Below are 24,740 nucleotides of genomic sequence, written 5' to 3'. Positions count from 1 at the left end.
GATACCCTTACTCTACATCATCTGTAAAGAAGGAGTGAACTTATCCAATGTCTATGAACAAGTTTAGCATGAAGTATTTCAAACCAGTTGAACGTTACTCCGGGAACTGGTCGGTACTTGAAGAAAAGAGCAGGGATTGGGAAAACATGTATCGTCAACGGTGGTCACATGACAAAGTTGTCCGGACGACGCATGGTGTAAACTGCACAGGTTCATGCAGTTGGAAGGTTTTTGTGAAGAACGGGATCATTACGTGGGAGAACCAGCAGATTGACTATCCATCTTGCGGTCCTGATATGCCGGAATTCGAACCGCGTGGATGCCCGCGTGGTGCGTCCTTCTCATGGTATGAATACAGCCCGTTGCGAGTAAAATATCCATACATACGGGGGAAATTATGGCGTATGTGGAATGCGGCGCTTACGGAGCAGAAAGATCCTATTAAAGCTTGGGCGAGCATCGTGGAAGATCCAGCAAAAACAGCGGAATATAAAAAAGCACGAGGTAAAGGCGGCCATGTCCGTATCCACTGGCGTGACGCAAAGATTCTGATTGCTGCGCAATTAATTTACACGATCCAAAAATACGGCCCAGATCGTATCGCAGGCTTTACGCCGATTCCAGCGATGTCGATGGTCAGTTATGCTTCAGGCGCACGTTTCCTTTCGTTATTGGGCGGAGAAATGTTGAGCTTCTATGACTGGTACGCGGATCTTCCGCCATCTTCGCCGCAAATTTGGGGTGAGCAGACGGATGTACCTGAGTCAAGTGACTGGTTCAATGCAGGTTATATCATCATGTGGGGCTCCAACGTTCCATTGACACGTACGCCGGATGCGCACTTCATGACAGAAGTCCGATACAAAGGTACGAAAACAGTATCTGTAGCACCGGATTACGCGGAAAGTGTCGTTCATGCGGATGATTGGATTGCTCCAAACCCAGGATCAGATGCAGCTGTCGCTCAGGCGATGACCCACGTTATCTTGGATGAGTTTTATGAACAGCGGAAAGAGCCGATGTTCCTCGATTATGCAAAGCAATTTACGGATATGCCATTCCTTATCACGCTTGACGAGCATGAAGGGGCTTATAAAGCCGGACGGTTCTTGCGCGCGAGTGATTTAGGCCAAGAGAGCGAGCATGCAGAATGGAAGCCGGTCATCATTGATGAAGCGAAAGAAGAAATCATCGTGCCGAACGGAACAATGGGACAGCGTTGGGAGAAGGAAGCGAAATGGAACCTCATTCTTGAAAATGAAGACGGGTCTAAAGTCGAACCTGCCATGTCTGTACTTGACCATGGTGCCGAGTGGAAAGAAATTCATTTCCCTTACTTCGATAACACAGGCAACGGAGTTTTCACCCGTGCAATCCCAGCAAAGAAAATCACGTTTGCGGATGGTACGGAGCGGCTTGTCGCAACTGTCTATGACGTCATGATGAGTCAATATGGCATCCGACGCTCAAACAGTAAATGGGATGCAAAAGGGTATGACGATGCAGAGTCCCTTTACACGCCGGCATGGCAGCAAAAAGTGACGAGCGTTAAACCGGAATTGGTCATCCAGATTGCACGTGAGTTCGCGCAAAATGCAATCGATACAGGTGGAAGATCGATGATCATTATGGGAGCCGGTATTAATCACTGGTTTAACAGTGACACGATTTACCGCGCTATATTAAATCTTGTTACCCTTACTGCTTCACAAGGAAACAATGGCGGCGGCTGGGCCCACTACGTTGGTCAAGAAAAATGCCGTCCAATCGAAGGATGGAGCACAATTGCATTTGCAAGGGATTGGCAGGCGCCGCCTCGTTTGCAGAACGGGACATCGTTCTTCTACTTTGCGACGGATCAATGGAAATACGAAGAAGGTGGAACGAGTGCTTTAACTTCACCGCTAGGCAATCAATCGCGCTATGAGCACCCTGCGGATTATAACGTTCTTGCCGCAAGACTAGGATGGCTGCCATCGTATCCGCAATTCAATAAAAACAGTTTGCTGCTCACCGAAGAGGCTGTGAAAGCCGGGAAGAAAACGACAGAGGAAATTGTTAATTACACAGTCGATCAATTGAAATCCGGCAAGCTTAACTTCGCAGTTGAAGATCCGGATGCACCGGAAAACTTCCCAAGATCATTGTTCGTTTGGCGTTCAAATCTTGTATCTAGTTCGGCGAAGGGTCAAGAGTATTTCATGAAGCATCTGTTTGGCGCTTCGTCAGGTTTGCTAGCTCGTCCGAATGAGGATATGAAACCCGAAGAAATCGTTTGGCGTGATGATGTGGAAGGGAAGTTGGATCTTTTAGTCGCTCTCGATTTCCGGATGACGGCTACGCCGCTATACGCGGATTTAGTTCTGCCGGCGGCAACATGGTATGAAAAAGTGGACCTTTCTTCCACTGACATGCATCCGTTCGTCCATCCGTTCAATCCGGCGGTCGATCCGCTTTGGGAATCTCGTTCAGACTGGGATATTTTCCGTTCACTTGCAGAAACATTTTCAGAAATGTCCACTACACATTTGCCTGGCACGTACAAAGACTTAGTGACGACGCCGCTTGCACATGACTCCGTGCAAGAAATCGCCCAGCCTTACGGAGAAGTGAAGGACTGGAAGAAAGGTGAAGTCGAACCGATACCGGGCAAGACGATGCCGGGGTTAACGATTGTCGAACGGGATTATACAAAAGTGTATGACAAATACATTACGCTCGGTCCGATGCTTGCGACAGGGAAAGTAGGAGCGCACGGCGTGTCCTTCTCGGTGGCGGAAGAATACGAAATGATGAAGGGCATCAATGGGGTCTATTACGATGATACGATCAAAGACGGTTTGCCGAAGCTTTATACAGCAAAAAATGCGGCTGAAGCAATGTTGACACTTTCGTCAGCGACAAACGGACGCGTCTCCCAAAAAGCCTTCGTGTCGGCTGAAGAGGATACGGGCGTTGAACTGAAAGACATTTCTGCAGACCGCGCCGCGGAGCGTTTTACATTCGCAAGTATCACGGCGCAACCGAGAGAAGTCATCCCGACACCGGTATTTAGTGGTTCGAACAAATTGGGCAGACGCTATTCGCCATTTACGACGAATATTGAAAGGCTTGTACCATTCAGAACATTGACTGGAAGACAGCATTTTTACATCGACCATGAACTGTTCTTAGATTTCGGTGAATCATTGCCAGTCTATAAGCCAACGTTGCCGCCAATGGTACTTGGACCTAGAGATAAGCAAGTCGTCGGCGGTCAAGATGCACTCGTCTTAAGATATTTGACGCCGCACGGCAAGTGGAACATCCACTCGACCTACCAGGATAACCAGCATATGCTGACATTGTTCCGTGGTGGACCGACTGTATGGATTTCCGATCTTGACGCAAAAGAGCATGATATTGATGATAATGCATGGCTTGAAGTGTACAACCGAAACGGTGTCGTTACAGCACGTGCCGTTGTCAGTCATAGAATGCCTAAGGGTACGATGTTCATGTATCACGCGCAAGATAAACATGTTCAAGTGCCTGGGTCTGAGATTACAGAGGAACGTGGAGGAAGCCATAACGCGCCTACTCGAATTCACATGAAACCGACACAGATGGTCGGTGGTTACGCGCAGCTCAGTTACGGATTCAATTATTACGGACCAATCGGAAACCAGAGGGACGAATATGTAGCGGTCCGCAAGATGAAGGAGGTCAACTGGCTTGAAAATTAAAGCGCAAGTTGCAATGGTCATGAATTTGGATAAATGTATTGGTTGCCATACATGTAGTGTTACATGTAAAACGGCTTGGACGAACCGTGAAGGTGCAGAATATATGTGGTTTAACAACGTAGAAACGAAACCGGGCATCGGTTATCCGAAACGTTGGGAGGACCAGGAACTTTATAAAGGCGGCTGGCATCTCCGCAATGGCAAACTCGAATTAAAATCAGGTTCGAAGCTTTCAAAAATTGCATTAGGTAAAATTTTTTATAACCCGGATATGCCGGAGATTAAGGAATTCTACGAACCTTGGACATATGATTATGAAAAATTGACGATGGCGCCGGAAAGTGAACATACGCCTGTCGCGCGTGCCAAATCTGTTATTTCAGGAGACTATATGGATCTTGAGTGGGGACCGAACTGGGAGGACCAGCTAGCAGGAGCCCACATCACAGGACCAAAAGACCCGAACATCGAGAAAATTGAAGAAGAAGTCAAATTTAACTTCGAACAGGCATTCATGATGTATTTACCGCGTCTTTGCGAGCACTGTTTAAATCCAAGCTGTGTAGCTTCATGCCCAGCTGGAGCAATCTACAAGCGTGATGAAGACGGTATCGTGCTTGTCGACCAAGAATCATGCCGTGGCTGGCGTTATTGTACGACAGGTTGCCCTTACAAAAAAGTTTACTTTAACTGGAAGACGAACAAAGCGGAAAAATGTACATTCTGCTTCCCACGTGTTGAAGCTGGATTGCCGACAGTCTGTTCTGAAACGTGCACAGGAAGAATCCGTTATTTAGGCGTACTTCTATATGACGCGGATCGTGTTCTGGAAGCGGCTTCGACTCCAGATCCGCAAGACTTATATAAGGCGCAATGTGATTTATTCCTAGATCCGCATGACCCTGAAGTTATTGAACAGGCCTTGAAGGACGGTATATCAGAGGATTGGATCAATGCAGCGAAAAACTCACCGGTTTATAAATTGGCGATTGAATATAAATTGGCATTCCCATTGCATCCGGAATACCGCACATTGCCGATGGTCTGGTACGTGCCGCCGCTTAGCCCGATCATGAACTACTTTGAAGGAAAAGATTCCATCAAAAATCCTGATATGATCTTCCCGGCAATCGAAGAGATGAGAATTCCGATTCAATATCTAGCAAATATGCTAACGGCAGGTGATACGGAAACCGTGAAACAAGGACTTCAGCGTATGGCGATGATGCGCTCTTATATGAGAGCTGTATCGTCCGGTAAAGAATTTGATGAATCCCGTCTTGAACGTGTCGGCTTAACTGCACAGCAAACAAAACAAATGTACCGTTTACTGGCTATTGCGAAGTATGAAGACCGTTTCGTCATTCCGACTTCCCATAAAGAAGGAACGATGAATGTCTATCGTTCTCAAGGATCTGCCGGCTATAACGAAAAGATGGGCACTTACGGGGAAAGCATTGATCCGAGCCCGAGCAAGTTCAGCTATTCCATGTATGATGCTAACGGCGATTGCAGCGGTTGTGGCGCTGTTGCACAGCCAACAGGAAAGACAGGTAAAGAAATTTATGAAGAAAACTTCTATGGGGGGATCTGGCGTGATTAACCTGGACCGTCTGTACGAAGAAAAAAGCGTCTTCGGTTTTTTCGCTAACCAATTATCGTATCCGGAGAAGCAAACTTTTCATCCATTGGTATTGGAAGAGTCAATCGACTCTTCCGATCCTTCCTACCCACATGTGAAGAAATATTGGGAATTAATGCATGCCTATAGTCTCGAGGAAATCCAGGAGATGTACATTAACATATTTGATTTCCAAAAAGATGCTACGCTTTTCATGACCTTTGTGAAATATGAAGACTCGAAAGAGCGTGGTCAGATGCTTGCCAGATTGAAAGTGCTCTATGAGATGTTTGGTCTAGTCATGCCGGACAATGAACTATCAGATTTTCTTCCGCTCATGTGCGAATTCATCTACGCTGCAGATTGGAAAGGGGATCCACGTGCCCAACAAAGCTTTTCGATGTTATTAGCTGTGTTGGAAGACGGATCTTATCATTTAATGAAGGCACTTGAAAAATATGAAAGTCCATACTTCCACCTCATCAAAGGCATGAGGGAGGTATTCAAGTCTTGTATCCAACAGGAGGTTCCTGCTAATGAGTAATCAATTTCTATGGGTGATTTTCCCTTACGTCTGCATGGCAGTTTTTATCGTCGGCCATATTTTCAGGTATCGACATGACCAGTTCGGATGGACGGCAAAATCCAGTGAATTCATTGAGAAAAAACAATTGATGATTGGAAGTTTGTTGTTCCATATCGGTATTATCCCAGTAATTCTCGGTCATGTAGCGGGACTCGGAATTCCGAAAGAGTGGACGCGGGCGCTTGGCGTCAGTGACCATATGTACCATATGGGCGCTGTTTGGGGAGGCGGATTCTTCGGAGTCGTCACTCTTGCAGGGATGTTGATCCTTACGGCACGCCGTTTTACTCATCGGAATGTGCGGAAGCTTTCTTCTGCTTCTGACATGATCGTAAACAGTTTGTTGCTGTTCATCGTTTTCATCGGGGTGTATGCGTCTCTTGTAACAAATAATTTGAATCCTGGGTTTGATTACCGTGATTCGATTTCTGTGTGGTTCCGTTCATTGCTAATCTTTAGGCCGGAAGCGGGCTATATGGCTGCTGCTCCATTGACGTTCAAATTACACATTCTTAGCGGCTTTCTCATTTTTGCAATGTGGCCGTTCACAAGGCTTGTCCACGTATGGAGCGTCCCATTGAATTATGCGGGCAGGAGCTATATCCTGTATAGAAGGTCACCTGCAAAAGCGGGCAAAAGATAAAGATTTTCTATAGGGAGTAATGAGTATGAAAGAATGGGTGGGATTTAACTTTCAACAGGAGATTGAGCGCTTAAAAGAGTTATTCGGATTCGACTATGTCGGTATCGCGCTCGTCCAAACGCCGGAGCGTGGATTTGAATTGAAGTGGGCATACGTAACGGGGAACCAAAGCGAAAGGCATCGACGCATCATACTGCAATCGGGGAAAGGAGTGGCGGGCCTTGTATTCAAGACAGGCAAACCGATGTATATCGGGGATGCATTGAATGAATTAGGCACCAATAACCTCTTCAACTATCCGATAGTCGTAGCGGAGGGGCTCAAAAGCTTCGGAGCCATCCCTCTCTATAAATATAACCGTGTTAATGGTGTCATGCTCGTCGGTTATCGTAAGAATCAAGGATTGACAGTGGAGCAGTTCGAACAGTTCAAGCAGGAAATCGGCAAGAAATTTGGCCCGTTTTATGATAAGGAGATGGTGAAAGATGAATCAGTTCAGTAATGTGGATCTGTCGAATCTTTTGTTGAACCTATATGGCAATTCTGATGAAGCCATCTTCTTTTTTAACCGAGAAGGAAAGGTTATTACGATGAATAGGGCCGCCGAGGAAATATTGGATACCGATGTCTATGAGCAAATGATGGCAGGCAGTACAGGGGCGATTTGCAAAACATGCAAAGGTTATACAAGCACGGATGAATTGCAGACTTGCCAATCTTGCTATATGTCCAATCCTGATGAAAATATCAGCTCTTTCCAAGTATATTTCGATACAAAAGGAAGAGGGATCATTCCTTACTCGGCAAGCATTCAGACGATCGACGAGCAATTCGGCATCCGGGTATTCATGTTGAGGGATTTAACACAGCAATTCAAGACACAAGAAGAATTAAATCAAAAAATGATGATGCAGCGAGTCATCAAAGCGCAAGAGGATGAACGTAAACGAATATCGCGTGAGCTGCATGACAGTGTCGCGCAGGAAATGCTTAGTTCATTAGTCGATTTGCGTGTGTTGAAATATATGAACGTCGATGAAGAAGTGCTGAAAAAAGTGCAACAGACGGAAGGTTCGCTCATGCGGCTGTTGGATGATATCCGTCATCTTTCCGTTGAATTGCGTCCGGCCACTCTTGATGATCTAGGGTTGGAAGCAGCTTTCCGTACGCATTTTAAATGGATTGAAAAAAATTATGGGCTGATCATCCATTTTCATCCTGAGCTTGAAGCAAAGCGGTACGGAGGAGAAATTGAGACGGTTGTCTATCGGATCTGCCAGGAAGCCGTGTTCAACGCTTTGAAATATGCAGATGTCGATGAACTTGTCGTCCGTCTGCATGTGGCGGATGGATTCCTTCATCTACTTGTCGCCGATGAAGGCAAAGGATTCGATTTGCAAGATTCCGATCCACAAGGCACGGGACTTGGTATTTACAGCATGAAAGAAAGGGCAGAACTCGTTCATGGCCGCCTCCACATTACCTCTGAAATTGGAAAAGGTACAATGATCCAATTGGAAGTTCCGGTATTGGAAGGAGGAAACGGCGAATGAAAATCATCATTGCCGATGATCATGCAGTTGTTCGCAGCGGGTTCATGCATATTTTGAACTATCAAAATGACATGGAAGTAGTAGCGACAGCGGCGGATGGGTTAGAAGCATACGATCAGGTTGCAAAATATCAACCTGACATTCTGCTGATGGATCTGAGCATGCCTCCCGGAGAGAGCGGTTTAATCGCAACCGGGAAGATAAAAGAAGATTTTCCTAACACAAAAATCGTAATTCTCACGATGTACGATGATGAAGAGTATTTATTCCATGTATTAAAAAACGGAGCATCCGGGTATGTATTGAAGAATTCACCGGATGAGGAGCTGCTTTCGGCAATCCGGACGGTCTATGACGGAGGCACCTATATCCATCCTTCCATGGCAACGTCACTCGTCCGCCAATTCGTTAAGAAGGATTCAGGTGAAGTGGAGACTGATCCGTATAAAATCTTATCGAAAAGGGAAATTGAAGTCTTGCCGCTCGTTGCAAAAGGGTATGGCAATAAAGAAATTGCAGAAATGCTCTACATTTCCGTCAAAACGGTCGAAGCACATAAGTCGAAACTTATGGAGAAGTTGAATTTAAAGAGCAGACCGGAGCTAGTTGAATATGCGTTAAGAAAGAAGTTTCTAAACTTCTGATCAGGAGGTGCTATTGTTGACGACTGTGAAGAAATTTCAGTTTGAATTGCCTGCATTGCGGGTGCTTGAAAACGAACATAATTACTTATCGTATTTGATGGATGGATGGCATACGATCGTCCTCGGCTTCGAACGGGATATTTATAATGAAGAAGAAGCCCGTGAAGCATTACAGACATTGCGGAAATTGATCATTGAATTCATCGAACCGCTGAAAAATCATACTGAAAAGGAAGAGGAAATCCTTTTCCCGCTGCTTTCGAAATATATCGGTGATGAGCAAGGTCCAATTCGTGCACTTGAAGATGAACATGAAGAAATCGACTCGTATATAGGTCATTTCCTTCATCACACACTCGGAAACCTTAATGAGCTATCCCTTCAGGAAATGAAGGATATCGTGAAGGATGCCGGTGAAGCGTTTGAAGTAATTACAATTCATTTCGTCAAGGAACAATCGATCGTTTTTCCAATGGTCATCAACACGCTTCGAATTACGGAGCAGGATCAATTATTCGATGACTTATACACATCCATTATTTCATAGTTGAAAATCCTGAAGTGAAGTTCACTACTTTCAGAAATGGACTGATTTAAATGATTAAGAAAATACAATTGCCATTACAGACGGCCAACCTTGTTGTCGGTTTCATGGTATGGGTATTAATCTCCTCCCTGCTGCCTTTCATCACCGAGGATATTGCCATAGCACCAGAAAAATTAGCGATTGTCACGGCAGTTCCTGTTGTATTAGGGTCAATCTTACGGATGCCGCTCGGGTACTATGCAAACGTATTTGGCGCAAGGATTATCTTCATGATCAGTTTCATCCTACTGTTGTTCCCGGTGTTTTACATAAGTGAAACATCTTCATTCACCGGGCTGATCATCGGAGGAACCTTCCTGGGAATCGGTGGGGCAGTCTTTTCAGTCGGTGTAACGTCATTGCCGAAGTACTATCCGAAGGAAAAACACGGACTTGTCAACGGTATTTACGGGATGGGGAATATCGGTACAGCCGTATCGACATTCGCAGCACCCGTCATCGCGACACAAATCGGCTGGTCAGCAACGGTCAAGCTATATCTAATTTTGCTTCTTATCTTTGCCGTATTGAATTTCATATTCGGTGACAAAGCTGAAGTGAAGTCGAAAGCCCCAATGATCGAGCAGATCAAAGGCGTATACAAAAACGAGAAGCTATGGTTCTTCTCTTTATTCTACTTCATCACGTTCGGGTCATTTGTAGCATTCACGGTCTTTCTACCGAACTTCCTTGTCACTTATTTCGATTTGGAGAAAGTGGATGCAGGTATGCGGACAGCCGGTTTCATCGTCGTGGCGACTTTGCTTCGCCCTGTAGGCGGTTGGCTTGCGGATAAATTCCAGCCATTATTCCTGCTGATGGGCAGCTTTGCAGGTCTGACATTAGCTGCAATCATTCTGGCCTTCTCACCTGGAATCGGGCTATATACAGTAGGAAGTATTTTAATTGCCTCAATGGCGGGAATCGGGAACGGTGTTATTTTCAAACTCGTCCCATTCTATTTCAATAAACAAGCAGGTATTGTCAACGGGATCGTTTCCATGATGGGCGGTTTAGGCGGATTCTTCCCTCCATTACTCTTGGCGACAATCCACTCGATGACCGGCTCATACTCCATCGGATTCATGGCGTTTTCCCAAGTCGCACTCGTCAGCCTCGTGCTCGTCGTTTGGCTGTACTATATGGATCGCCTCTCCCTTTCAAAGGAAGTGTTCGATTCGACAGGGCAGGGAATTCTCGTTACAAATTCGGACGGAAAAATCGTTTCCGTCAATCCCGCATTCACACGTCTGACAGGCTATAGTGAGGAAGAAGTAGTTGGAAACAATCCGAATGTCCTCAGTTCCGGAAGGCAGACAAAGGATTTTTACGCTAAGATGTGGAATAAAATAGGTGAAGTGGGACATTGGCAAGGTGAAATTTGGAATCGACGAAAAGATGGCAGAGAGTACTTGGAACTTCTAACCATCAACGCTGTTAAAAACAGTGCCGGTGACGTGGAGCGTTACGTAGGTACATTCAGCGATATTACACCTTCACCAAAAGAGGGCGACCGGTCGTAATGACTGGTAGCCCTTACCGTATTTAAAGGTAAGGGAGTGTAGGGGAAATGGAAAACAGATACTCACGACAGACCCTGTTCAAGCCGATTGGCACAGAAGGGCAAAAGCGTTTGCAGGATGCACATGTCGTCATAATTGGCTGCGGCGCACTCGGATCGCCCATTTCCGAAATGCTTGTCAGAGCCGGAATCGGCAAACTGACCATTGCAGATCGGGATTATGTGGAGATGTCCAACCTGCAAAGACAGCAATTGTTTACGGAACAAGACGCGCTTAGTGGCATGCCTAAAGTAGTAGCCGCAAAACGTAGATTACAAGAGATCCGTCAAGACTGCGATATTCGCACGGTTCTCGATCATGTCGATGGTCCGATGCTAGAGGAAATAACTGCGGATGCAGACTTGATCATGGATGCGACGGACAACTTTGAAACGAGGCTTTTGATGAATGATGTCGCGTGGAAAAAAGGCATCCCTTGGATTCATGGTGCTTGCGTCGGAAGTTCAGGGACTGTATTTCCGTTCATTCCGGAGAAATCAGCTTGCTTTCGCTGTTTATTGCCAGTCCTTCCTTCGGTGAATGAAACATGCGATACTGCCGGCATCATCGCACCTGCTGTTCAAACCGTTGCCGCTCGGCAAACTGCTGAAGCACTGAAATGGCTGACGGGCAATGAAGATGCGATGATGACAAAGCTCCTTCATTTCGATTTGTGGAACAACACCCAAGTCGAAGCGGGGATTTCGAGGATACGGAATGAGCATTGTGAAACTTGCGGAGCTGAGCCTACATATCCTTCCCTCAATAGAGCTGAAGGTACGAACTATGCTGTCTTATGCGGCAGGGAGACGGTTCAAGTTATCCCAGATAGCAGCCGGACTTTGACATTAAATGACGGCGAGCAAGTTGCAAAACGATTAGGCACGGATTATAAAATGACACCGTTTTTCGTTGAGTTCCATGCAGAAGGCTATCGTTGTGTTTTATTCCAAAATGGAAGATTGCTCATTCATGGGTTAAGAGATATGAAAGAAGGCAGGAAGCTGTATCATCAATTTTTTGGGTAGGGGGAAGACGATTTGTCTCAACTATCGGAGTTGGAGAAGAAAAGGGCGATTGCGATTTGTGTATTGACGGTAAGCGATACGCGCGATAAGGAAACGGATAAAAGCGGCGGAACGATCATCCGGATGGCAAAGAAAGCCGGCCATCAGATCGTTGACTACCGGATTTGCACCGATGAGCCGACGGAGATATCCCGCAACGTGGAAGAGTGGCTCGGCGATGCAGCAGCTGAGGCAATTATCATAACGGGAGGCTCTGGGATCGGTTTTCGCGATGTGACAATTGAAACGGTGACTCCGTATTTCACGAAAACAATCGATGGCTTCGGTGAATTGTTCAGATTTCTGAGCTATACGGAAGATGTGGGATCAAAGGCTTTATTGAGCCGAGCAACTGCGGGTTCGATTGACGATAAAGTGCTATTCGCACTGCCAGGTTCATCAAAAGCAGTGAAATTGGCGATGGATAAACTAATCCTTCCAGAGCTTCATCATATCGTACATGAATTGACGAAGCATCGGAAGGAGTAGCGGGTTTGGACGGCGAAAAGTGCTGCTTGTTAGAGTTATCGGTCACTTCCGGGCGGTATCGGTCAATGTCACAATTTTATCGTTCACTTTCGGGAAGTTATCGGTCACTTTTCGAAAGTTATCGTCACTTCATGACTTTTTACCTACGGGAAACCGGCGCGCCGACGGAGGAGTTCTCCTTTCAGGGTAGCGAGTTCTCCTTCGCGGACCAAGAGTTCTCGTTTACGGACCAGAAGTTCTCATTCAAAGCTATGGAGTTCTCATTCAAAGCTATGGAGTTCTCATTCATCGCCGAAGAGTTCTCATTCATTGGCTTGGAGTTCTCATTCACCGTCGAAGAGTTCTCATTCATTCCCGAAGAGTTCTCATTCAGAAATCGTACGCTCAAAGTCACCGTTCTTCCCGCCGGTCTTTTTCTGCAACATCGTTGGGCCGATGACCATCTCTTTTCCGGCAGCTTTGCACATATCGTAAATGGTAAGCGCAGCGGCGGAAGCGGCGGTGAGGGCTTCCATTTCGACACCGGTTAAGCCTTTTGTCTTCACTTCGGCTTGGATGAGCACTTCATAATGGCCTTTCGATTCGTCGATTTGCCATTCAAAGTGGACATCTACGCCGGTCAATGCGAGCGGGTGGCACATTGGGATAATCGATGAAGTATTTTTCGCTGCCATGACTGCGGCGACTTGTGCGACGGCGAAGACATCCCCTTTTTTATTCGTCCCCTCTGTAATTTGGGAGTGGATCAGTTCATTCACAAGAATGGATGAAGTGGCGATGGCTGTTCTGGTTGTAATGGCTTTATCGGAGACGTCGACCATTTTGGCGCGTCCTTGTTCGTTGAAATGCGTCAATTCAGACATTGGATTCATTCCCCTCAAACATAGTACTCTTAGTATAGCAGAAGATAGGAGAGGATTCGAAATGGTGGAAATGAGAAAACCGATTCCCGTAGCAGATGCTGTCAGACTCGTAATGGAGCACGCAATGCCTTTAGGAACAGAGATGATCGACTTGGAACAGGTATACGGAAGAGTGTTGGCTGAGCCAATCATCGCGAAACATGATGTACCTCCTTTTGACCGATCGCCTTATGACGGATTCGCCATCCGGTCACTTGATTCCGCAGGAGCAGCTGGCGATAACCGGGTTTCACTCACGGTCATTGGAGAAATCGGTGCCGGCTATGTCGGAGACAAGCCGATTGGTGAAAAGGAAGCATATCGGATTATGACGGGCGCACAAATTCCAGAAAACGCGGATGCGGTTGTCATGTTGGAACAGGCAATAGAGATGGACGGCGGATTCACGTTGAGGAAGCCTTTTGAAGCGGGTGAGAATATCTCCTACAAAGGCGAGGACGCCAAAGAAGGCGAGCTCCTGATCGAAACGGGTTCGCTCGTTCATCCGGGGACAATTGCTTTGCTTGCGACATTCGGTTACGCGCAAGTAAAAGTAGCGAAACGTCCGGTTGCAGGAATCTTATCGACCGGTACGGAATTGCTTGAAGTGGAAGACGAACTGGTGCCGGGGAAAATCCGGAATTCCAATGGACCGATGATCAAAGGGCAGCTCAATCGGATGGGTATTGCCTATCGTTCATACGGGATGGCGGCGGATGATTTGGACGCCTGCACATCAATTGTCGAACAGGCCATTGCGGAATCGGATTTCCTCATAACGACGGGCGGCGTTTCTGTCGGTGATTATGATCATTTGCCGGCGATTTACGAGCGGCTCGGCGCCGAGGTTTTATTCAATAAAGTCGCAATGCGTCCAGGAAGTGTGACGACTGTTGCGGTGCTTGGCAATAAATTATTGTTCGGGCTTTCCGGTAATCCATCTGCTTGCTTCACGGGATTTGAATTGTTTACAAGACCCGCCATACTTGCGATGATGGGTGGAACCGCGCCTTTCATGCCAAGGATGACAGCGAAATTGGGCGAGGATTTTACAAAGCCAAATCCGTTTACGCGCTTCATCCGTGCGACTTGGACATTCACTGAAGCCGGCATTGAAGCCGTGCCTGCAGGTTTTAATAAATCCAATGCAGTCTCTTCCATCGCTAGGGGGAATTGTCTGATCGTACTGCCAAGCGGGACGCGAGGATATGGTATGGGAGACGAGATCGACATCTTGCTTTTAGGCAGTGAGCAAGGCGTCAGCGAGTGGACATTGTGAAGACACTGCATGTCGTTGGCTTTAAAAATAGCGGTAAGACGACACTCGTTGCGAGATGGGTCCGTTTATTGAAGGAAAAAGGTTTGAATGTCGCTGTGCTGAAGCATCATGGACATGGCGGGAAGCCGGAAATGCCTGACGATGGGACGGATACGATGACGTTTTTGGCTGACGGAGCGGATGCCGCGCTTGTTGCGGGTGGCGGTGCGGCTCAGTTGATGTTGAATGAAGAGCCTGGATTTGAAACGTTGAAAAAGATGGCTTCGTTTGGAGAACCTGATGTGTTATTAATAGAAGGATATAAAAAGGAATATGGAGATAAAGTAATTCTGCTTCGCAATCAAGATGACTGGGATGCGCTTCAAAATTTGCAAGGCAGGCAGCTCGTTATCGGGTGCTCTGAAATCGAGACGGATAGCTCCCATATTGATTCGCGAGAGCATACGGAGCGGATTGATGATTGGTTTTTGGAATGGCTCGGAAAGGAAGATTAAGATGAAGCCTTTTGAAATTGTGGATACACCGATAGAAGTTCAGAAATACATGGACTATGTGCTGCATCCATCGGCCGGCGCTGTGGTCGTTTTTACGGGCAACGTACGGGAATGGACGCATGGTGTGAAGACGTTATATTTATCGTATGAAGCGTATGTGCCGATGGCGGAAAAGAAAATGGCGGAAATCGGAGCGGAGATGGAAGCGAAATGGCCGGGCGTGCGTGTTGCAATTGCGCATCGGATCGGCGAACTCCAAATTTCAGACATCGCAGTCGTCATCGCTGTTTCGTCACCGCATCGAAAGGCGGCTTATGAAGCGAATGAATACGCGATTGATCGGATAAAAGAAGTAGTGCCTATCTGGAAAAAGGAAATTTGGGAAGATGGGGAAGAGTGGATTGGCGCGCAGAAGAAATATCCGGAAAAGGGGGTAGAGCAGAAATGATTAAAGTGAATTATTTTGCGAGATTGCGTGAGTTGACCGGAAAAGGGGAAGAGACACTAGACCGCGATTCAATGACAGTTGCTGAATTGCTGGACTGGGCAGAAGAATCCTACCCAGGGTTCGGAGCGGATAATGTTCAAGTGGCAGTGAATGAAGAGTATGCATTAAAGGAAGACGTCATCCATTCAGGTGATGTTTGTGCCTTCATACCTCCGGTTAGTGGTGGCTGATGAAAACGGCAGGCATTGTTCTTGCTGGCGGAATGTCGAGCCGGTTTGGTTCCCCAAAAGCGTTTGCCGAATGGGGAGACAGGTATTTCTATGAACTGTCGATAGCTGCTTTGTCGCCGTTTTGTGAGGAAATCGTCATAGTGACACGACCGGAATTAGTGGAAAGGTTTCCGGATGAATTGTGTGTGACGACGGATATCGCAGAATTCGCGGGACAAGGTCCGATTGCTGGAATTTTGTCGGGGATGAAAAAGGTGAAGGCTGATCGATATATTGTTTTGCCTTGCGATATGCCGTTCATGACGGCGGATGTGATCGGGCGGCTGTTAGAATGCCATAGTTCTGGCGTGACGGCTGTCGTCGTGGATGGGAAATATCATCCTCTCGTATCCGTGTGGGATGACGCTGCTTTGCGAGATTTACGTGAGGCGCTTGAAAATGGAAATCGGCGGGTCATGGACGTCCAGGAAAAACATGGAGTCCGGTGGATTGAGGGCGGATTGCTAACGGAAGATGAAACTCTTCAACCCTTCATGAATGTGAACACGCCGGACATCTTGGAAAGGAGTTGACGAGTATGGAACCGATTATAGATAAATTAGGCCGCCCAATTCGGGATTTGCGAATTTCGGTGACAGATCGATGCAATTTCCGATGCACATACTGCATGCCAAAGGAGATTTTCGGGGATGATTATGTATTCTTGCCGAAAAATGAGCTATTGTCATTCGAAGAAATGGAGCGGTTTGCGCGACTTTTTGCTTCTATTGGTGTGAAAAAACTTCGCCTGACAGGCGGCGAACCGTTAATGCGGCGGGGGCTGCCCGATTTGATCGCGAAGCTGACGAAAATCGAAGGAATCGAGGATATCGGACTGACAACGAATGGCGTACTGCTTGGGCAATACGCACAGCCGCTGTATGATGCGGGCCTTCGCCGTTTGAACATGAGCCTCGACGCGATGGATCCAGAGCTTTTCGGTAAAATGAACGGGCGTGGTATCAAACCCGAATTGATTTTGAAGAACATCGATCGGGCAAAGGAAATCGGCTTCACGATCAAGATGAATATGGTCGTGCAAAAAGGAGTCAATGAAAGTGAGATCCTTCCGATGGCGGCGTATTTCAAAGAACGCGGCATCACATTGCGCTTCATCGAGTTCATGGATGTCGGTAATGACAACGGCTGGAGTTTTGAGAAGGTCGTTACGAAGAAGGAAATTTATGAAATGCTGCGCGCAGAATACGAAATGGAGCCTGCTGAAGAAGAATATTACGGTGAAGTAGCGAAGCGGTACCGTTATTTGGACAACGGGGCAGAAGTCGGTTTCATCACATCGGTTTCGGAATCATTTTGTTCGACATGCACGCGGGCAAGGCTTTCATCGGACGGGAAGTTGTATACTTGCTTGTTTGCTTCGGACGGATTTGATTTACGGGAATTGATCCGGAGTGGATTGACGGACGAAGAGTTGCTCGAAGCGATTACGGGTGTCTGGCAAGGCCGCGGCGACCGTTATTCTGACGAGCGTACGGAACAGACGGTGAAAAATCGGAAGAAGATCAACATGAGTTATATTGGTGGATGATTTTGTGACGCCCCGCGGCCTTTAATTGGCTGTGGGGTGTTTTTTGGTGTAGCAAGGGTAGGTCTTAGGTCACAAAATGACAATATATCTTGGGAAATGATCGATAACTTCCGGGAAATGATCAATAAAAATACCATTAAACAATCTATGTGAATGGAAAAATCAACTGGCAGAATTGTGCTACTATAGAGGAAAGCGGAACAGGAGGGGATAGGTTTGAAACCAACTGTGTTTATTACAAGGAAACTGCCCGATGAACGTGTGGAACCGTTAAGAGAGAAATTCAATATCCGGATGTGGGATTCGGAAGATGAGGCGGTCCCTGTTGATTTATTAAAAAAAGAAGCGGCAGAAGTGGATGCCCTGTGGACGATGCTCACGGATACAATCAATAGCGAGATGATGGACAATGCACCGAATTTAAAAATCATCGCCAATATGGCGGTCGGTTTTAATAATATTGACGTTCAAGCAGCAAAAGAAAAGGGGATTATCGTTACGAATACGCCTGACGTGCTGACGGAAACGACAGCTGATCTTGCCTTCGCACTGCTTCTTTCAACAGCCAGAAAGATGACATCTTCCGAGAAGGAATTGCGTGGCGGCGGCTGGCATTCATGGACGCCTATGGGCTTCACCGGAATGGACGTAAATGGGACAACGCTTGGGATCATCGGTATGGGAAGGATTGGCGAGGCGGTTGCGCGGCGGGCGAAAGGATTTAATATGCGCGTGATTTACCATAATCGAAACCGTAAAGAGAATGCGGAAGTACGGGCAGATTTTGTTGCGAACCTCGACGATTTGCTGCATGAAGCTGACCACGTCCTTATCTTAGCGCCATTAACAGAAGAGACGGAAGGAATGATCGGCGAACGAGAACTTTCGTTAATGAAGAAAACCGCCACGCTTATCAGCGCGTCACGCGGAGGAATTGTCGATGAAGTGGCGCTTTATGAAGCTTTGAAAAACGGGACAATTTGGGGAGCAGGTCTGGATGTATACAAGACGGAGCCTGTCCACGTTCGTCATCCATTGCTCACTTTGCCGAACGTCACAGCAGTTCCGCATATTGGCAGCGCGACTGTGCAAACGCGGCATGCAATGATGAAGTTGAATGCACAAGCGATCATTGATGTACTTGAAGACAGGGAGCCTGCGAATCGAGTTGGTTAAGGTAGTAAAATAGACGCGGGAAGAAGTCTTGGATAAGCCAATTTCTTCTCGCGCCAATTGCCTTTGATTAACTAAGCCTTGTGAATGAAAGACGCAATTGCATCATTCACGAAATAAGCGCCAAGCTTTACTGTCCGTCCGTTTTCATCCAAGGTGGGATTCACTTCGCAAATATCAAAAGACTGTGTCTTCTTATGTCCCGTGACTTTTCGAATGATGGCACGCACCGTAGTTGGCTCCAACCCAAATGGTGAGGGAGCGCTGACGCCGGGAGCGAAGGCGGCATTCAAGACATCTGTACATAATGTGAGCATCACCGCATCATGTTCACCCATAAAATCGTCCAATGCGGACATCAGTTGTTCAAGTTGCCCAGCAATCATTTCATCTTCATGCACGTATGTAACGCCTAGCAGATCCGCTCGGTCGAACAGCTCCTGCGTATTCCCGTAACGCTGGATGCCGGCAACAAAGTACGAAGCATTCGGATCCTGCTCTAAAATCTGCCTGAACATCGTGCCAGAAGAAGGCTGCTCATCATACGGACGTAAATCGAAATGCGCATCGATGTTGATGATGCCGAGCATCGCGTCCTTACCAATGGCTTCGCGAACACCTAAATAATGGCCATACAACGTTTCATGCCCGCCGCCGAGAATAATCGGCTTTGCACCTTTTGAAAGGATCGCCATTACCGCTTTGCCGAGTTGCTGTTGAGCAGGTTCCAATTCTTCGCCGTCACACGCAATATTGCCGACATCTGACAATCGGGCATCCGCGGGGAATCGCCAAGGTAAATTCGCAAGCCCGCTACGTAAAGCATTCGGAGCTTCAGCCGCGCCAAGACGGCCTTTATTCCGCCGGACGCCTTCTTCGCATTCGAACCCGATGATGGCGTACCCTCCCGAAATTTGCTCGATATCCGTAAGTTCAACGACCTGATGATAGCGGAAACTAGCACGGTCCTCCACATCGTCAACCCGGCCAGTCCAAATGGATTCATTGACTTTATTCACAACACTCATCCTTTCTGAAATGAACGACTTCTTGCCACAAGTATAATGCTAGATCGAAATAAATCAAATCCCGAAAAAGGTGATCGCATGAAAATACGACTGCTTATTAAAGATCCACTCGAAGCGCAAGGACTAAAATGGCTGCTCACTTCTCAATGGAATGACGTCCAAGTAGATATTGCGGAGGGAGTCGACACTGCTGACGACGCATATCTCTACATCATCGACATGACCTACATCATGACAGCGGAATTTGAACTGCCGCCGCACGCCGTCTGGCTCGGCATCTCCTCCGAAAGGACATTCCAAACGGTCTACAAAGCGCTCTCCCTAAAAGCGGAAGACATCCTTTTTCGGCCGTTCCAACCCGACCGGCTCGTCAAACAAGTCCAGCAAATCCGCTTCCGCTGGAGGAATGAAAGAACGCAGCAAAAAGGCCCTGTCCAACCGCGTAAAGCAGTTGTCACATACGAAGACTTTCTCATCGGTGAGACGAAGGCGGAACACCCAGTGCTTTTAAGTTTAATCGCGCCATCGCGGTTGGAGGAGCTCGACCATCTCGTCCGCGAACTCGAATCGCATGATTTTCCGCTCGTATATGATATTTTTCCTTTTTCGGATTTTGTGCTTGTCGTCCATCAGCTGAAAGATTTGCATGCCCTACGAGAGGCATATTCGATCTTTTTCGCTCAATGGAAACGCCAATCGGACGCGTTGCTGACGATTTATTTGCATGCAAATGAAAACCGGTCATATCGGGCGCTTTATAAGAAAATGCGCAAGTATCACGAGCGGATTTTCTATGACGGCTATGATATTTTGACGATCGAGCAGGACGACCTTCATTGGCGGGACATGGATCCGTTTTTATCGCCGCTCGAACAGCGGAAATGGGTGGAGATGCTCGAGAAACAGCAAGTGTCGGAGATCCGGGAGTGGATGGAACAAGACTTCTTGACGCTTGAATCGCCATACCCGGATCCTGAAATGGTCCGTGTCCGGCTGACGAGCATTCTCGCGCAAATCCGCCGATATATGACCGCAAAATCATTGAAGTCGCAGTCTATGGAGCAAGCTTACCATTCACTGTTCGAAACGGTCATCCGCGAGCCGGTCATGTACCATATCATCCAATCCGTCATCAGTTTCATCGTGGAATTGCTTCAAACTTCCGTTGGTCAATCGCCTCGAGAAGGCAACTTGGTCGAAAAAGTGCAGGAGCGGATTGCGGCAAATTATTGGGATGCTTCCTGGAGCTTGGCGGCTTGCGCAGATGAGTTGAGAATTCATAAAAGTACGTTGAGCCGCAAGTTTGCGAAGGAGGCCGGGGAGCCTTTCAGCGAAGCTTTGTTGAAAAAGCGGGTCGAGGAAGCGAAACGTTTATTGAATGAAACAGACCTGCCTGTTGCCGAGGTTTCCAAGTCCGCAGGCTTCACGCATTCCACGTATTTCAGCCGGCGGTTCAAAGAAAAGACGGGCATGACGCCGTATCAGTTTAGAATGAGGTAGCGATATGATTTTGAAAGGCTGTATCAAAGAAAAGTCTAATTCCTTGTAGAAAAATGAGGAATTAGACTTTTATCTTTTATTGCCCCACGGGCCGGCAAAGTAGGCGTTTTTCTCCACTGCGTTTAGTAGAATTTCTTCCGGAAAAATGGTGTTTTTTTCAAAGCAAGACAAAGCGGTATGGCAACCAGCAAACCGACAACGCTTTGAATGATATCACCCGGGATGGATGCTAATGGCGCAACCCAGTTGTTATACATAATTCCTTGCCCGATATAGTACACGGCAAGCATGACCGGTGTCGATGCGACAGCTGCCAAGATGTTAAGTTTAACGCTATCTCCTCGGTGCCCGTTCGACCAGGCAATCTTCCCGACGATATAACCTTGCAAGGCGCGGGCGATAATAGTCGTTGGCGCCCAAATGATCCAGCCTCCGAAGATATCGAATAAGCCCATTCCGATAGCTCCAGCCAACGCTCCCTTTTTCGGGCCGAATAAAATGGCGACAATGAAAAGCGTAGCTGTCCCTAAATGGATTAAGCCGCCCTGGCCGATCGGAAGTTTGATGTTGATGAACATAGTTGTTACTAGGACTAGCGTTGACAGAATGGCAGTAAGCACTAAATCAAATGTTTTTACACGTGTCTTCGTTTGGTTTTGTATAAGCACTAAGTCAGTTTCCGATTGTTTTTTGCGTTGTATAATTTGCATATGCGAATCCACTTCCTCGCTAGTTAAGACTTTTTGAATAACTTAATTTTATCAAAGGACTGACCTTCGAAAAAGCATCAGTTGAGAATAAGTTGTAGGGGTCAGTTGCATTTGCGAGGAATTAAGCAATCATTGATTCTTGCCTCATCCATCTTGTGGTACGATGTAGAAAGCGCAAGTACCAACGAGTTAGGTGGGAAGTGGAATGAAGAAAGTTGCAGTCATTCAAGATATGTCATCCTTCGGAAAATGCTCGCTCACAGCGGCGATTCCGGTCTTGTCTGTCATGGGGGTGCAGGCAGTGCCGCTGCCGACTGCTATTTTGACGTCACAGACAGAGTATCCGAGCTATTATTGTGAGGATTTGACGCTGAAGATGCATCATTTTGTCGACGAGTGGAGCAAACTGGGTGCATCTTTTGATGGCATTCATACGGGTTTTGTGACAGGAAAAGAGCAGATTGAAAATATCTTTTTGTTTTTACATACATTTTACAAGGAAGGGACAACGCTGCTTGTCGATCCGGTAATGGGGGATCGGGGAGAGATGTATGACGTTTTTTCGAATGAGCTCATTGGCTATATGAAGGAACTCGTGAAACATGCAGATATTATTACGCCTAACGTGACGGAGTGTTGCCTGCTGACGGGGCAGTCGTATGACAAGTTGCAAACTTATCAAACGAATGAGGATTATTTAGCGGCGATTGAGGAGGCAGGCCGGCAACTGCAGTCAACAACAAACGCGAAAGTCATCATTACCGGTTTGAACCCGCCAGCCATTTCGAAAACTCGATACGTAGGCAATATGTATATCGAGGAATCCCGCTCCTTTCACAGTCTTCAGGAATATAACGGCAAGAGTTATTCCGGGACCGGTGATTTATTTGCATCCGTCATCATGGGCGGCATGATGCGGGCTCAAGACGTTGCAGAGACAATGGAGCTTGCAGAGAAGTTTTTATCTGCAGCAATCGAAGCGACCGTGAAGGAACGGGTTATAAGCCAAGACGGCGTGAATTTCGAAACGTTTTTAGGGATGTTGCTATAATCGGGCGAACTGTTTCTTGACATAGTCAAGGAATGGTTCGTTCTTTTTATTCGTTTGGATATAAAAATAAAACCGTCAAAATTGTGTAAAAGTAAAACTCTCATTTGTCAATAAAGTATAGCAATGCAACTAATTCATAAACAATTATCTGAACCTTCCCTATAGAATGATAGTAACGAAAGGGAGGTTGTTAGAAATGAAAGCGGATACAGTTGAGAAAGTCGTTCAATATACAGGCACAGAATTGAATACGAAGGGGTGGCAGCAGGAGGCAGCACTTCGGATGCTTATGAATAATTTGCATCCTGACGTGGCGGAGCATCCTGAGAAGCTCGTCGTTTATGGGGGAATCGGAAAGGCGGCGCGTAACTGGGAAAGCTTTGATGCCATCGTCCGTTCCTTGAAGGAACTTGAGAATGATGAAACATTATTGGTTCAATCGGGTAAACCGGTTGCGATTTTTAAATCACATACAGATGCGCCACGCGTGTTGATTGCCAATTCGAATATCGTTCCGGCTTACGCCAATTGGGATACGTTCCATGAGCTCGACAAGAAGGGCCTCATGATGTACGGACAAATGACGGCGGGCAGCTGGATCTATATCGGGTCGCAAGGAATTGTGCAAGGGACATACGAGACGTTCGCAGAACTTGCGAAGCAGCATTTCGGAGAGTCGTTGAAAGGGACGATCACGTTGACTGCAGGTCTCGGCGGCATGGGTGGCGCGCAGCCATTAGCAGTGACAATGGCAGGGGGCGTCTGCATCGGCATCGAAGTCGATGAAACACGGATTGATCGCCGTATTGAAACACGTTATACAGACGTCAAAACAGATTCTCTCGATGAAGCAATTCGTCTAGCAGAAGAGGCGAAGGCAGAAGGGAAGGCATTATCGATCGGTCTTCTTGGGAATGCAGCGGATTTATTGCCAGAAATGATTGCGCGTGGATTCAATCCGGACGTGTTGACGGATCAGACGTCTGCGCATGACCCGTTGAATGGCTATATCCCATCCGGTTTGAACCTTGAAGAAGCAGCGGAGCTTCGCACTTCAAATCCTGATGAGTACGTGAAGCGGTCCAAGGCTTCCATGGCGAAGCATGTTTCTGCAATGGTTGAGATGATGGATAAAGGTGCTATCACTTTCGACTACGGGAATAACATCCGCCAAGTAGCGAAGGATGAAGGCGTTGAACGGGCATTTGACTTCCCTGGATTCGTTCCTGCTTACATCCGTCCACAGTTTTGTGAAGGGAAAGGACCTTTCCGCTGGGTGGCGCTTTCAGGAGATCCGGAAGATATCCGGAAGACAGACGAAGTCATTTTACGTGAATTCAGCTATAATACACATCTTTGCAATTGGATCAGAATGGCGCAGGAGAAAATCCAATTCCAAGGGCTTCCTTCACGGATTTGCTGGTTAGGGTATGGCGAGCGTGCACGTTTCGGGAAGATCATCAATGACATGGTTGCAAGTGGCGAATTAAGTGCGCCGATTGTCATTGGGCGCGATCATCTTGACTCAGGTTCTGTCGCTTCCCCGAACCGTGAGACGGAATCGATGAAGGATGGATCGGATGTTGTTTCCGACTGGCCGATCCTCAACGCAATGATCAATGCAGTTGGCGGAGCAACTTGGGTATCTGTCCATCATGGCGGCGGCGTCGGCATGGGATATTCCCAACACGCAGGCATGGTGATTGTGGCGGATGGAACGAAGGAAGCGGAAGCGCGTCTTGAGCGTGTGTTGACTTCGGATCCTGGAATGGGCATCGCACGCCACGTCGACGCGGGCTATGATCTAGCTATTCAAACAGCGAAGGAAAAAGGGGTTAACATCCCAATGATGGAAGGATGA

The 24,740-nt window shown here is 47.1% G+C and carries 24 protein-coding genes; 21 read left to right on the top strand and 3 right to left on the bottom strand.

Annotated elements, in window-relative coordinates; genetic code table 11:
* Nucleotides 1-53: 53 nt before the first annotated feature.
* Genes SLU01_RS07050 through SLU01_RS07000 form a run of 11 tightly spaced genes read left to right on the top strand, consistent with a single transcriptional unit; the run spans nucleotide 54 to nucleotide 12,476 of the window.
* Nucleotides 54-3,725 (top strand): nitrate reductase subunit alpha, encoded by a 3,672-nt coding sequence (locus SLU01_RS07050; RefSeq protein ID WP_147056829.1) that lies wholly within the window; start codon nucleotides 54-56, stop codon nucleotides 3,723-3,725.
* Nucleotides 3,715-5,328, top strand: a complete 1,614-nt coding sequence (gene narH, locus SLU01_RS07045; protein ID WP_147056702.1) for a nitrate reductase subunit beta — start codon at nucleotides 3,715-3,717, stop codon at nucleotides 5,326-5,328. The genes SLU01_RS07050 and narH overlap by 11 nt, the downstream gene beginning before the upstream one ends.
* A complete protein-coding gene (gene narJ, locus SLU01_RS07040) occupies nucleotides 5,321-5,890 on the top strand; it encodes a nitrate reductase molybdenum cofactor assembly chaperone (RefSeq protein WP_147056700.1) in 570 nt (189 codons plus the stop codon). Before narH ends, narJ begins: the two co-directional genes overlap by 8 nt.
* Nucleotides 5,883-6,575, top strand: a complete 693-nt coding sequence (narI, locus tag SLU01_RS07035) for a respiratory nitrate reductase subunit gamma (RefSeq protein WP_147056698.1) — start codon at nucleotides 5,883-5,885, stop codon at nucleotides 6,573-6,575. The genes narJ and narI overlap by 8 nt, the downstream gene beginning before the upstream one ends.
* 25 nt (nucleotides 6,576-6,600) lie before the next feature.
* Nucleotides 6,601-7,077, top strand: coding sequence for a GAF domain-containing protein (locus SLU01_RS07030; RefSeq protein ID WP_147056696.1), 477 nt, complete (start codon nucleotides 6,601-6,603; stop codon nucleotides 7,075-7,077).
* Nucleotides 7,061-8,128, top strand: a complete 1,068-nt coding sequence (locus SLU01_RS07025; RefSeq protein ID WP_147056694.1) for a sensor histidine kinase — start codon at nucleotides 7,061-7,063, stop codon at nucleotides 8,126-8,128. Before SLU01_RS07030 ends, SLU01_RS07025 begins: the two co-directional genes overlap by 17 nt.
* Nucleotides 8,125-8,772, top strand: coding sequence for a response regulator (locus tag SLU01_RS07020; RefSeq protein WP_147056692.1), 648 nt, complete (start codon nucleotides 8,125-8,127; stop codon nucleotides 8,770-8,772). The genes SLU01_RS07025 and SLU01_RS07020 overlap by 4 nt, the downstream gene beginning before the upstream one ends.
* A gap of 25 nt (nucleotides 8,773-8,797) precedes the next feature.
* Entirely contained in the window at nucleotides 8,798-9,319 is a 522-nt protein-coding gene (locus tag SLU01_RS07015; RefSeq protein WP_246110914.1) for a hemerythrin domain-containing protein, read from the top strand.
* A 50-nt stretch (nucleotides 9,320-9,369) separates the two neighbouring features.
* Entirely contained in the window at nucleotides 9,370-10,881 is a 1,512-nt protein-coding gene (locus SLU01_RS07010; protein WP_147056691.1) for a nitrate/nitrite transporter, read from the top strand.
* Between the two features lie 47 nt (nucleotides 10,882-10,928).
* Nucleotides 10,929-11,948 (top strand): ThiF family adenylyltransferase, encoded by a 1,020-nt coding sequence (locus tag SLU01_RS07005; protein ID WP_147056689.1) that lies wholly within the window; start codon nucleotides 10,929-10,931, stop codon nucleotides 11,946-11,948.
* Between the two features lie 12 nt (nucleotides 11,949-11,960).
* Nucleotides 11,961-12,476 carry a MogA/MoaB family molybdenum cofactor biosynthesis protein gene (locus SLU01_RS07000; RefSeq protein ID WP_147056687.1) on the top strand — a complete coding sequence of 172 codons (516 nt, stop codon included), beginning with the start codon at nucleotides 11,961-11,963 and terminating at the stop codon, nucleotides 12,474-12,476.
* Nucleotides 12,477-12,841: 365 nt separating this feature from the next.
* Here SLU01_RS07000 and moaC read toward each other — a convergent pair whose 3' ends face one another.
* Complete coding sequence (moaC, locus tag SLU01_RS06995) at nucleotides 12,842-13,339, bottom strand: cyclic pyranopterin monophosphate synthase MoaC (RefSeq protein WP_147056685.1); 498 nt, start codon at nucleotides 13,337-13,339, stop codon at nucleotides 12,842-12,844.
* A gap of 61 nt (nucleotides 13,340-13,400) precedes the next feature.
* Here moaC and SLU01_RS06990 point away from each other — a divergent pair, with 61 nt between their 5' ends.
* The 7 genes from SLU01_RS06990 to SLU01_RS06960 all read left to right on the top strand — a co-directional run bounded on the left by SLU01_RS06990 (nucleotide 13,401) and on the right by SLU01_RS06960 (nucleotide 18,593).
* Nucleotides 13,401-14,657 carry a molybdopterin molybdotransferase MoeA gene (locus SLU01_RS06990; protein ID WP_147056683.1) on the top strand — a complete coding sequence of 419 codons (1,257 nt, stop codon included), beginning with the start codon at nucleotides 13,401-13,403 and terminating at the stop codon, nucleotides 14,655-14,657.
* Complete coding sequence (mobB, locus tag SLU01_RS06985; RefSeq protein ID WP_147056681.1) at nucleotides 14,645-15,151, top strand: molybdopterin-guanine dinucleotide biosynthesis protein B; 507 nt, start codon at nucleotides 14,645-14,647, stop codon at nucleotides 15,149-15,151. The genes SLU01_RS06990 and mobB overlap by 13 nt, the downstream gene beginning before the upstream one ends.
* A gap of 1 nt (nucleotide 15,152) precedes the next feature.
* On the top strand, nucleotides 15,153-15,599 hold the full coding sequence (locus tag SLU01_RS06980; RefSeq protein WP_147056679.1) for a molybdenum cofactor biosynthesis protein MoaE: 447 nt from the start codon (nucleotides 15,153-15,155) through the stop codon (nucleotides 15,597-15,599).
* Entirely contained in the window at nucleotides 15,596-15,829 is a 234-nt protein-coding gene (moaD, locus tag SLU01_RS06975) for a molybdopterin converting factor subunit 1 (RefSeq protein WP_147056677.1), read from the top strand. The genes SLU01_RS06980 and moaD overlap by 4 nt, the downstream gene beginning before the upstream one ends.
* Nucleotides 15,829-16,401, top strand: a complete 573-nt coding sequence (mobA, locus tag SLU01_RS06970) for a molybdenum cofactor guanylyltransferase (protein WP_147056675.1) — start codon at nucleotides 15,829-15,831, stop codon at nucleotides 16,399-16,401. Before moaD ends, mobA begins: the two co-directional genes overlap by 1 nt.
* A 5-nt stretch (nucleotides 16,402-16,406) precedes the next feature.
* Nucleotides 16,407-17,417, top strand: coding sequence for a GTP 3',8-cyclase MoaA (moaA, locus tag SLU01_RS06965; RefSeq protein WP_147056673.1), 1,011 nt, complete (start codon nucleotides 16,407-16,409; stop codon nucleotides 17,415-17,417).
* Between the two features lie 216 nt (nucleotides 17,418-17,633).
* Nucleotides 17,634-18,593, top strand: a complete 960-nt coding sequence (locus SLU01_RS06960; RefSeq protein ID WP_147056671.1) for a 2-hydroxyacid dehydrogenase — start codon at nucleotides 17,634-17,636, stop codon at nucleotides 18,591-18,593.
* 71 nt (nucleotides 18,594-18,664) lie between these two features.
* On the opposite strand, the gene hutG is transcribed toward SLU01_RS06960, so the two are convergent.
* Entirely contained in the window at nucleotides 18,665-19,618 is a 954-nt protein-coding gene (hutG, locus tag SLU01_RS06955) for a formimidoylglutamase (protein ID WP_147056669.1), read from the bottom strand.
* A 78-nt stretch (nucleotides 19,619-19,696) separates the two neighbouring features.
* Between hutG and SLU01_RS06950 the strand changes: the two genes are divergently transcribed.
* Entirely contained in the window at nucleotides 19,697-21,118 is a 1,422-nt protein-coding gene (locus SLU01_RS06950; RefSeq protein WP_147056824.1) for an AraC family transcriptional regulator, read from the top strand.
* 122 nt (nucleotides 21,119-21,240) lie between these two features.
* Here SLU01_RS06950 and SLU01_RS06945 read toward each other — a convergent pair whose 3' ends face one another.
* Nucleotides 21,241-21,828, bottom strand: coding sequence for an ECF transporter S component (locus tag SLU01_RS06945; RefSeq protein WP_147056667.1), 588 nt, complete (start codon nucleotides 21,826-21,828; stop codon nucleotides 21,241-21,243).
* A 205-nt stretch (nucleotides 21,829-22,033) separates the two neighbouring features.
* Between SLU01_RS06945 and SLU01_RS06940 the strand changes: the two genes are divergently transcribed.
* Nucleotides 22,034-22,879 carry a pyridoxamine kinase gene (locus SLU01_RS06940; RefSeq protein WP_147056665.1) on the top strand — a complete coding sequence of 282 codons (846 nt, stop codon included), beginning with the start codon at nucleotides 22,034-22,036 and terminating at the stop codon, nucleotides 22,877-22,879.
* 196 nt (nucleotides 22,880-23,075) lie between these two features.
* Complete coding sequence (gene hutU, locus SLU01_RS06935; RefSeq protein ID WP_147056663.1) at nucleotides 23,076-24,740, top strand: urocanate hydratase; 1,665 nt, start codon at nucleotides 23,076-23,078, stop codon at nucleotides 24,738-24,740.

This window comes from Sporosarcina luteola (genome assembly GCF_007991495.1).
Lineage (GTDB): Bacteria > Bacillota > Bacilli > Bacillales_A > Planococcaceae > Sporosarcina > Sporosarcina luteola.
Note: the sequence above shows the minus strand (reverse complement) of the source record. Positions and strands in the feature narration are given on the sequence as shown.

Excerpts from the sequence above, each read along its gene's own strand:
- SLU01_RS07050 (WP_147056829.1), top strand. The coding sequence starts at position 54 with ATGAACAAGTTTAGCATGAAGTATTTCAAACCAGTTGAACGTTACTCC.
- narI (WP_147056698.1), top strand. The coding sequence starts at position 5,883 with ATGAGTAATCAATTTCTATGGGTGATTTTCCCTTACGTCTGCATGGCA.
- SLU01_RS07030 (WP_147056696.1), top strand. The coding sequence starts at position 6,601 with ATGAAAGAATGGGTGGGATTTAACTTTCAACAGGAGATTGAGCGCTTA.
- SLU01_RS07025 (WP_147056694.1), top strand. The coding sequence starts at position 7,061 with ATGAATCAGTTCAGTAATGTGGATCTGTCGAATCTTTTGTTGAACCTA.
- SLU01_RS07020 (WP_147056692.1), top strand. The coding sequence starts at position 8,125 with ATGAAAATCATCATTGCCGATGATCATGCAGTTGTTCGCAGCGGGTTC.
- SLU01_RS07010 (WP_147056691.1), top strand. The coding sequence starts at position 9,370 with ATGATTAAGAAAATACAATTGCCATTACAGACGGCCAACCTTGTTGTC.
- SLU01_RS07005 (WP_147056689.1), top strand. The coding sequence starts at position 10,929 with ATGGAAAACAGATACTCACGACAGACCCTGTTCAAGCCGATTGGCACA.
- moaC (WP_147056685.1), bottom strand. The coding sequence starts at position 13,339 with ATGTCTGAATTGACGCATTTCAACGAACAAGGACGCGCCAAAATGGTC.
- SLU01_RS06990 (WP_147056683.1), top strand. The coding sequence starts at position 13,401 with ATGGTGGAAATGAGAAAACCGATTCCCGTAGCAGATGCTGTCAGACTC.
- SLU01_RS06980 (WP_147056679.1), top strand. The coding sequence starts at position 15,153 with ATGAAGCCTTTTGAAATTGTGGATACACCGATAGAAGTTCAGAAATAC.
- moaD (WP_147056677.1), top strand. The coding sequence starts at position 15,596 with ATGATTAAAGTGAATTATTTTGCGAGATTGCGTGAGTTGACCGGAAAA.
- mobA (WP_147056675.1), top strand. The coding sequence starts at position 15,829 with ATGAAAACGGCAGGCATTGTTCTTGCTGGCGGAATGTCGAGCCGGTTT.
- moaA (WP_147056673.1), top strand. The coding sequence starts at position 16,407 with ATGGAACCGATTATAGATAAATTAGGCCGCCCAATTCGGGATTTGCGA.
- hutG (WP_147056669.1), bottom strand. The coding sequence starts at position 19,618 with ATGAGTGTTGTGAATAAAGTCAATGAATCCATTTGGACTGGCCGGGTT.
- SLU01_RS06950 (WP_147056824.1), top strand. The coding sequence starts at position 19,697 with ATGAAAATACGACTGCTTATTAAAGATCCACTCGAAGCGCAAGGACTA.
- SLU01_RS06945 (WP_147056667.1), bottom strand. The coding sequence starts at position 21,828 with ATGCAAATTATACAACGCAAAAAACAATCGGAAACTGACTTAGTGCTT.
- SLU01_RS06940 (WP_147056665.1), top strand. The coding sequence starts at position 22,034 with ATGAAGAAAGTTGCAGTCATTCAAGATATGTCATCCTTCGGAAAATGC.
- hutU (WP_147056663.1), top strand. The coding sequence starts at position 23,076 with ATGAAAGCGGATACAGTTGAGAAAGTCGTTCAATATACAGGCACAGAA.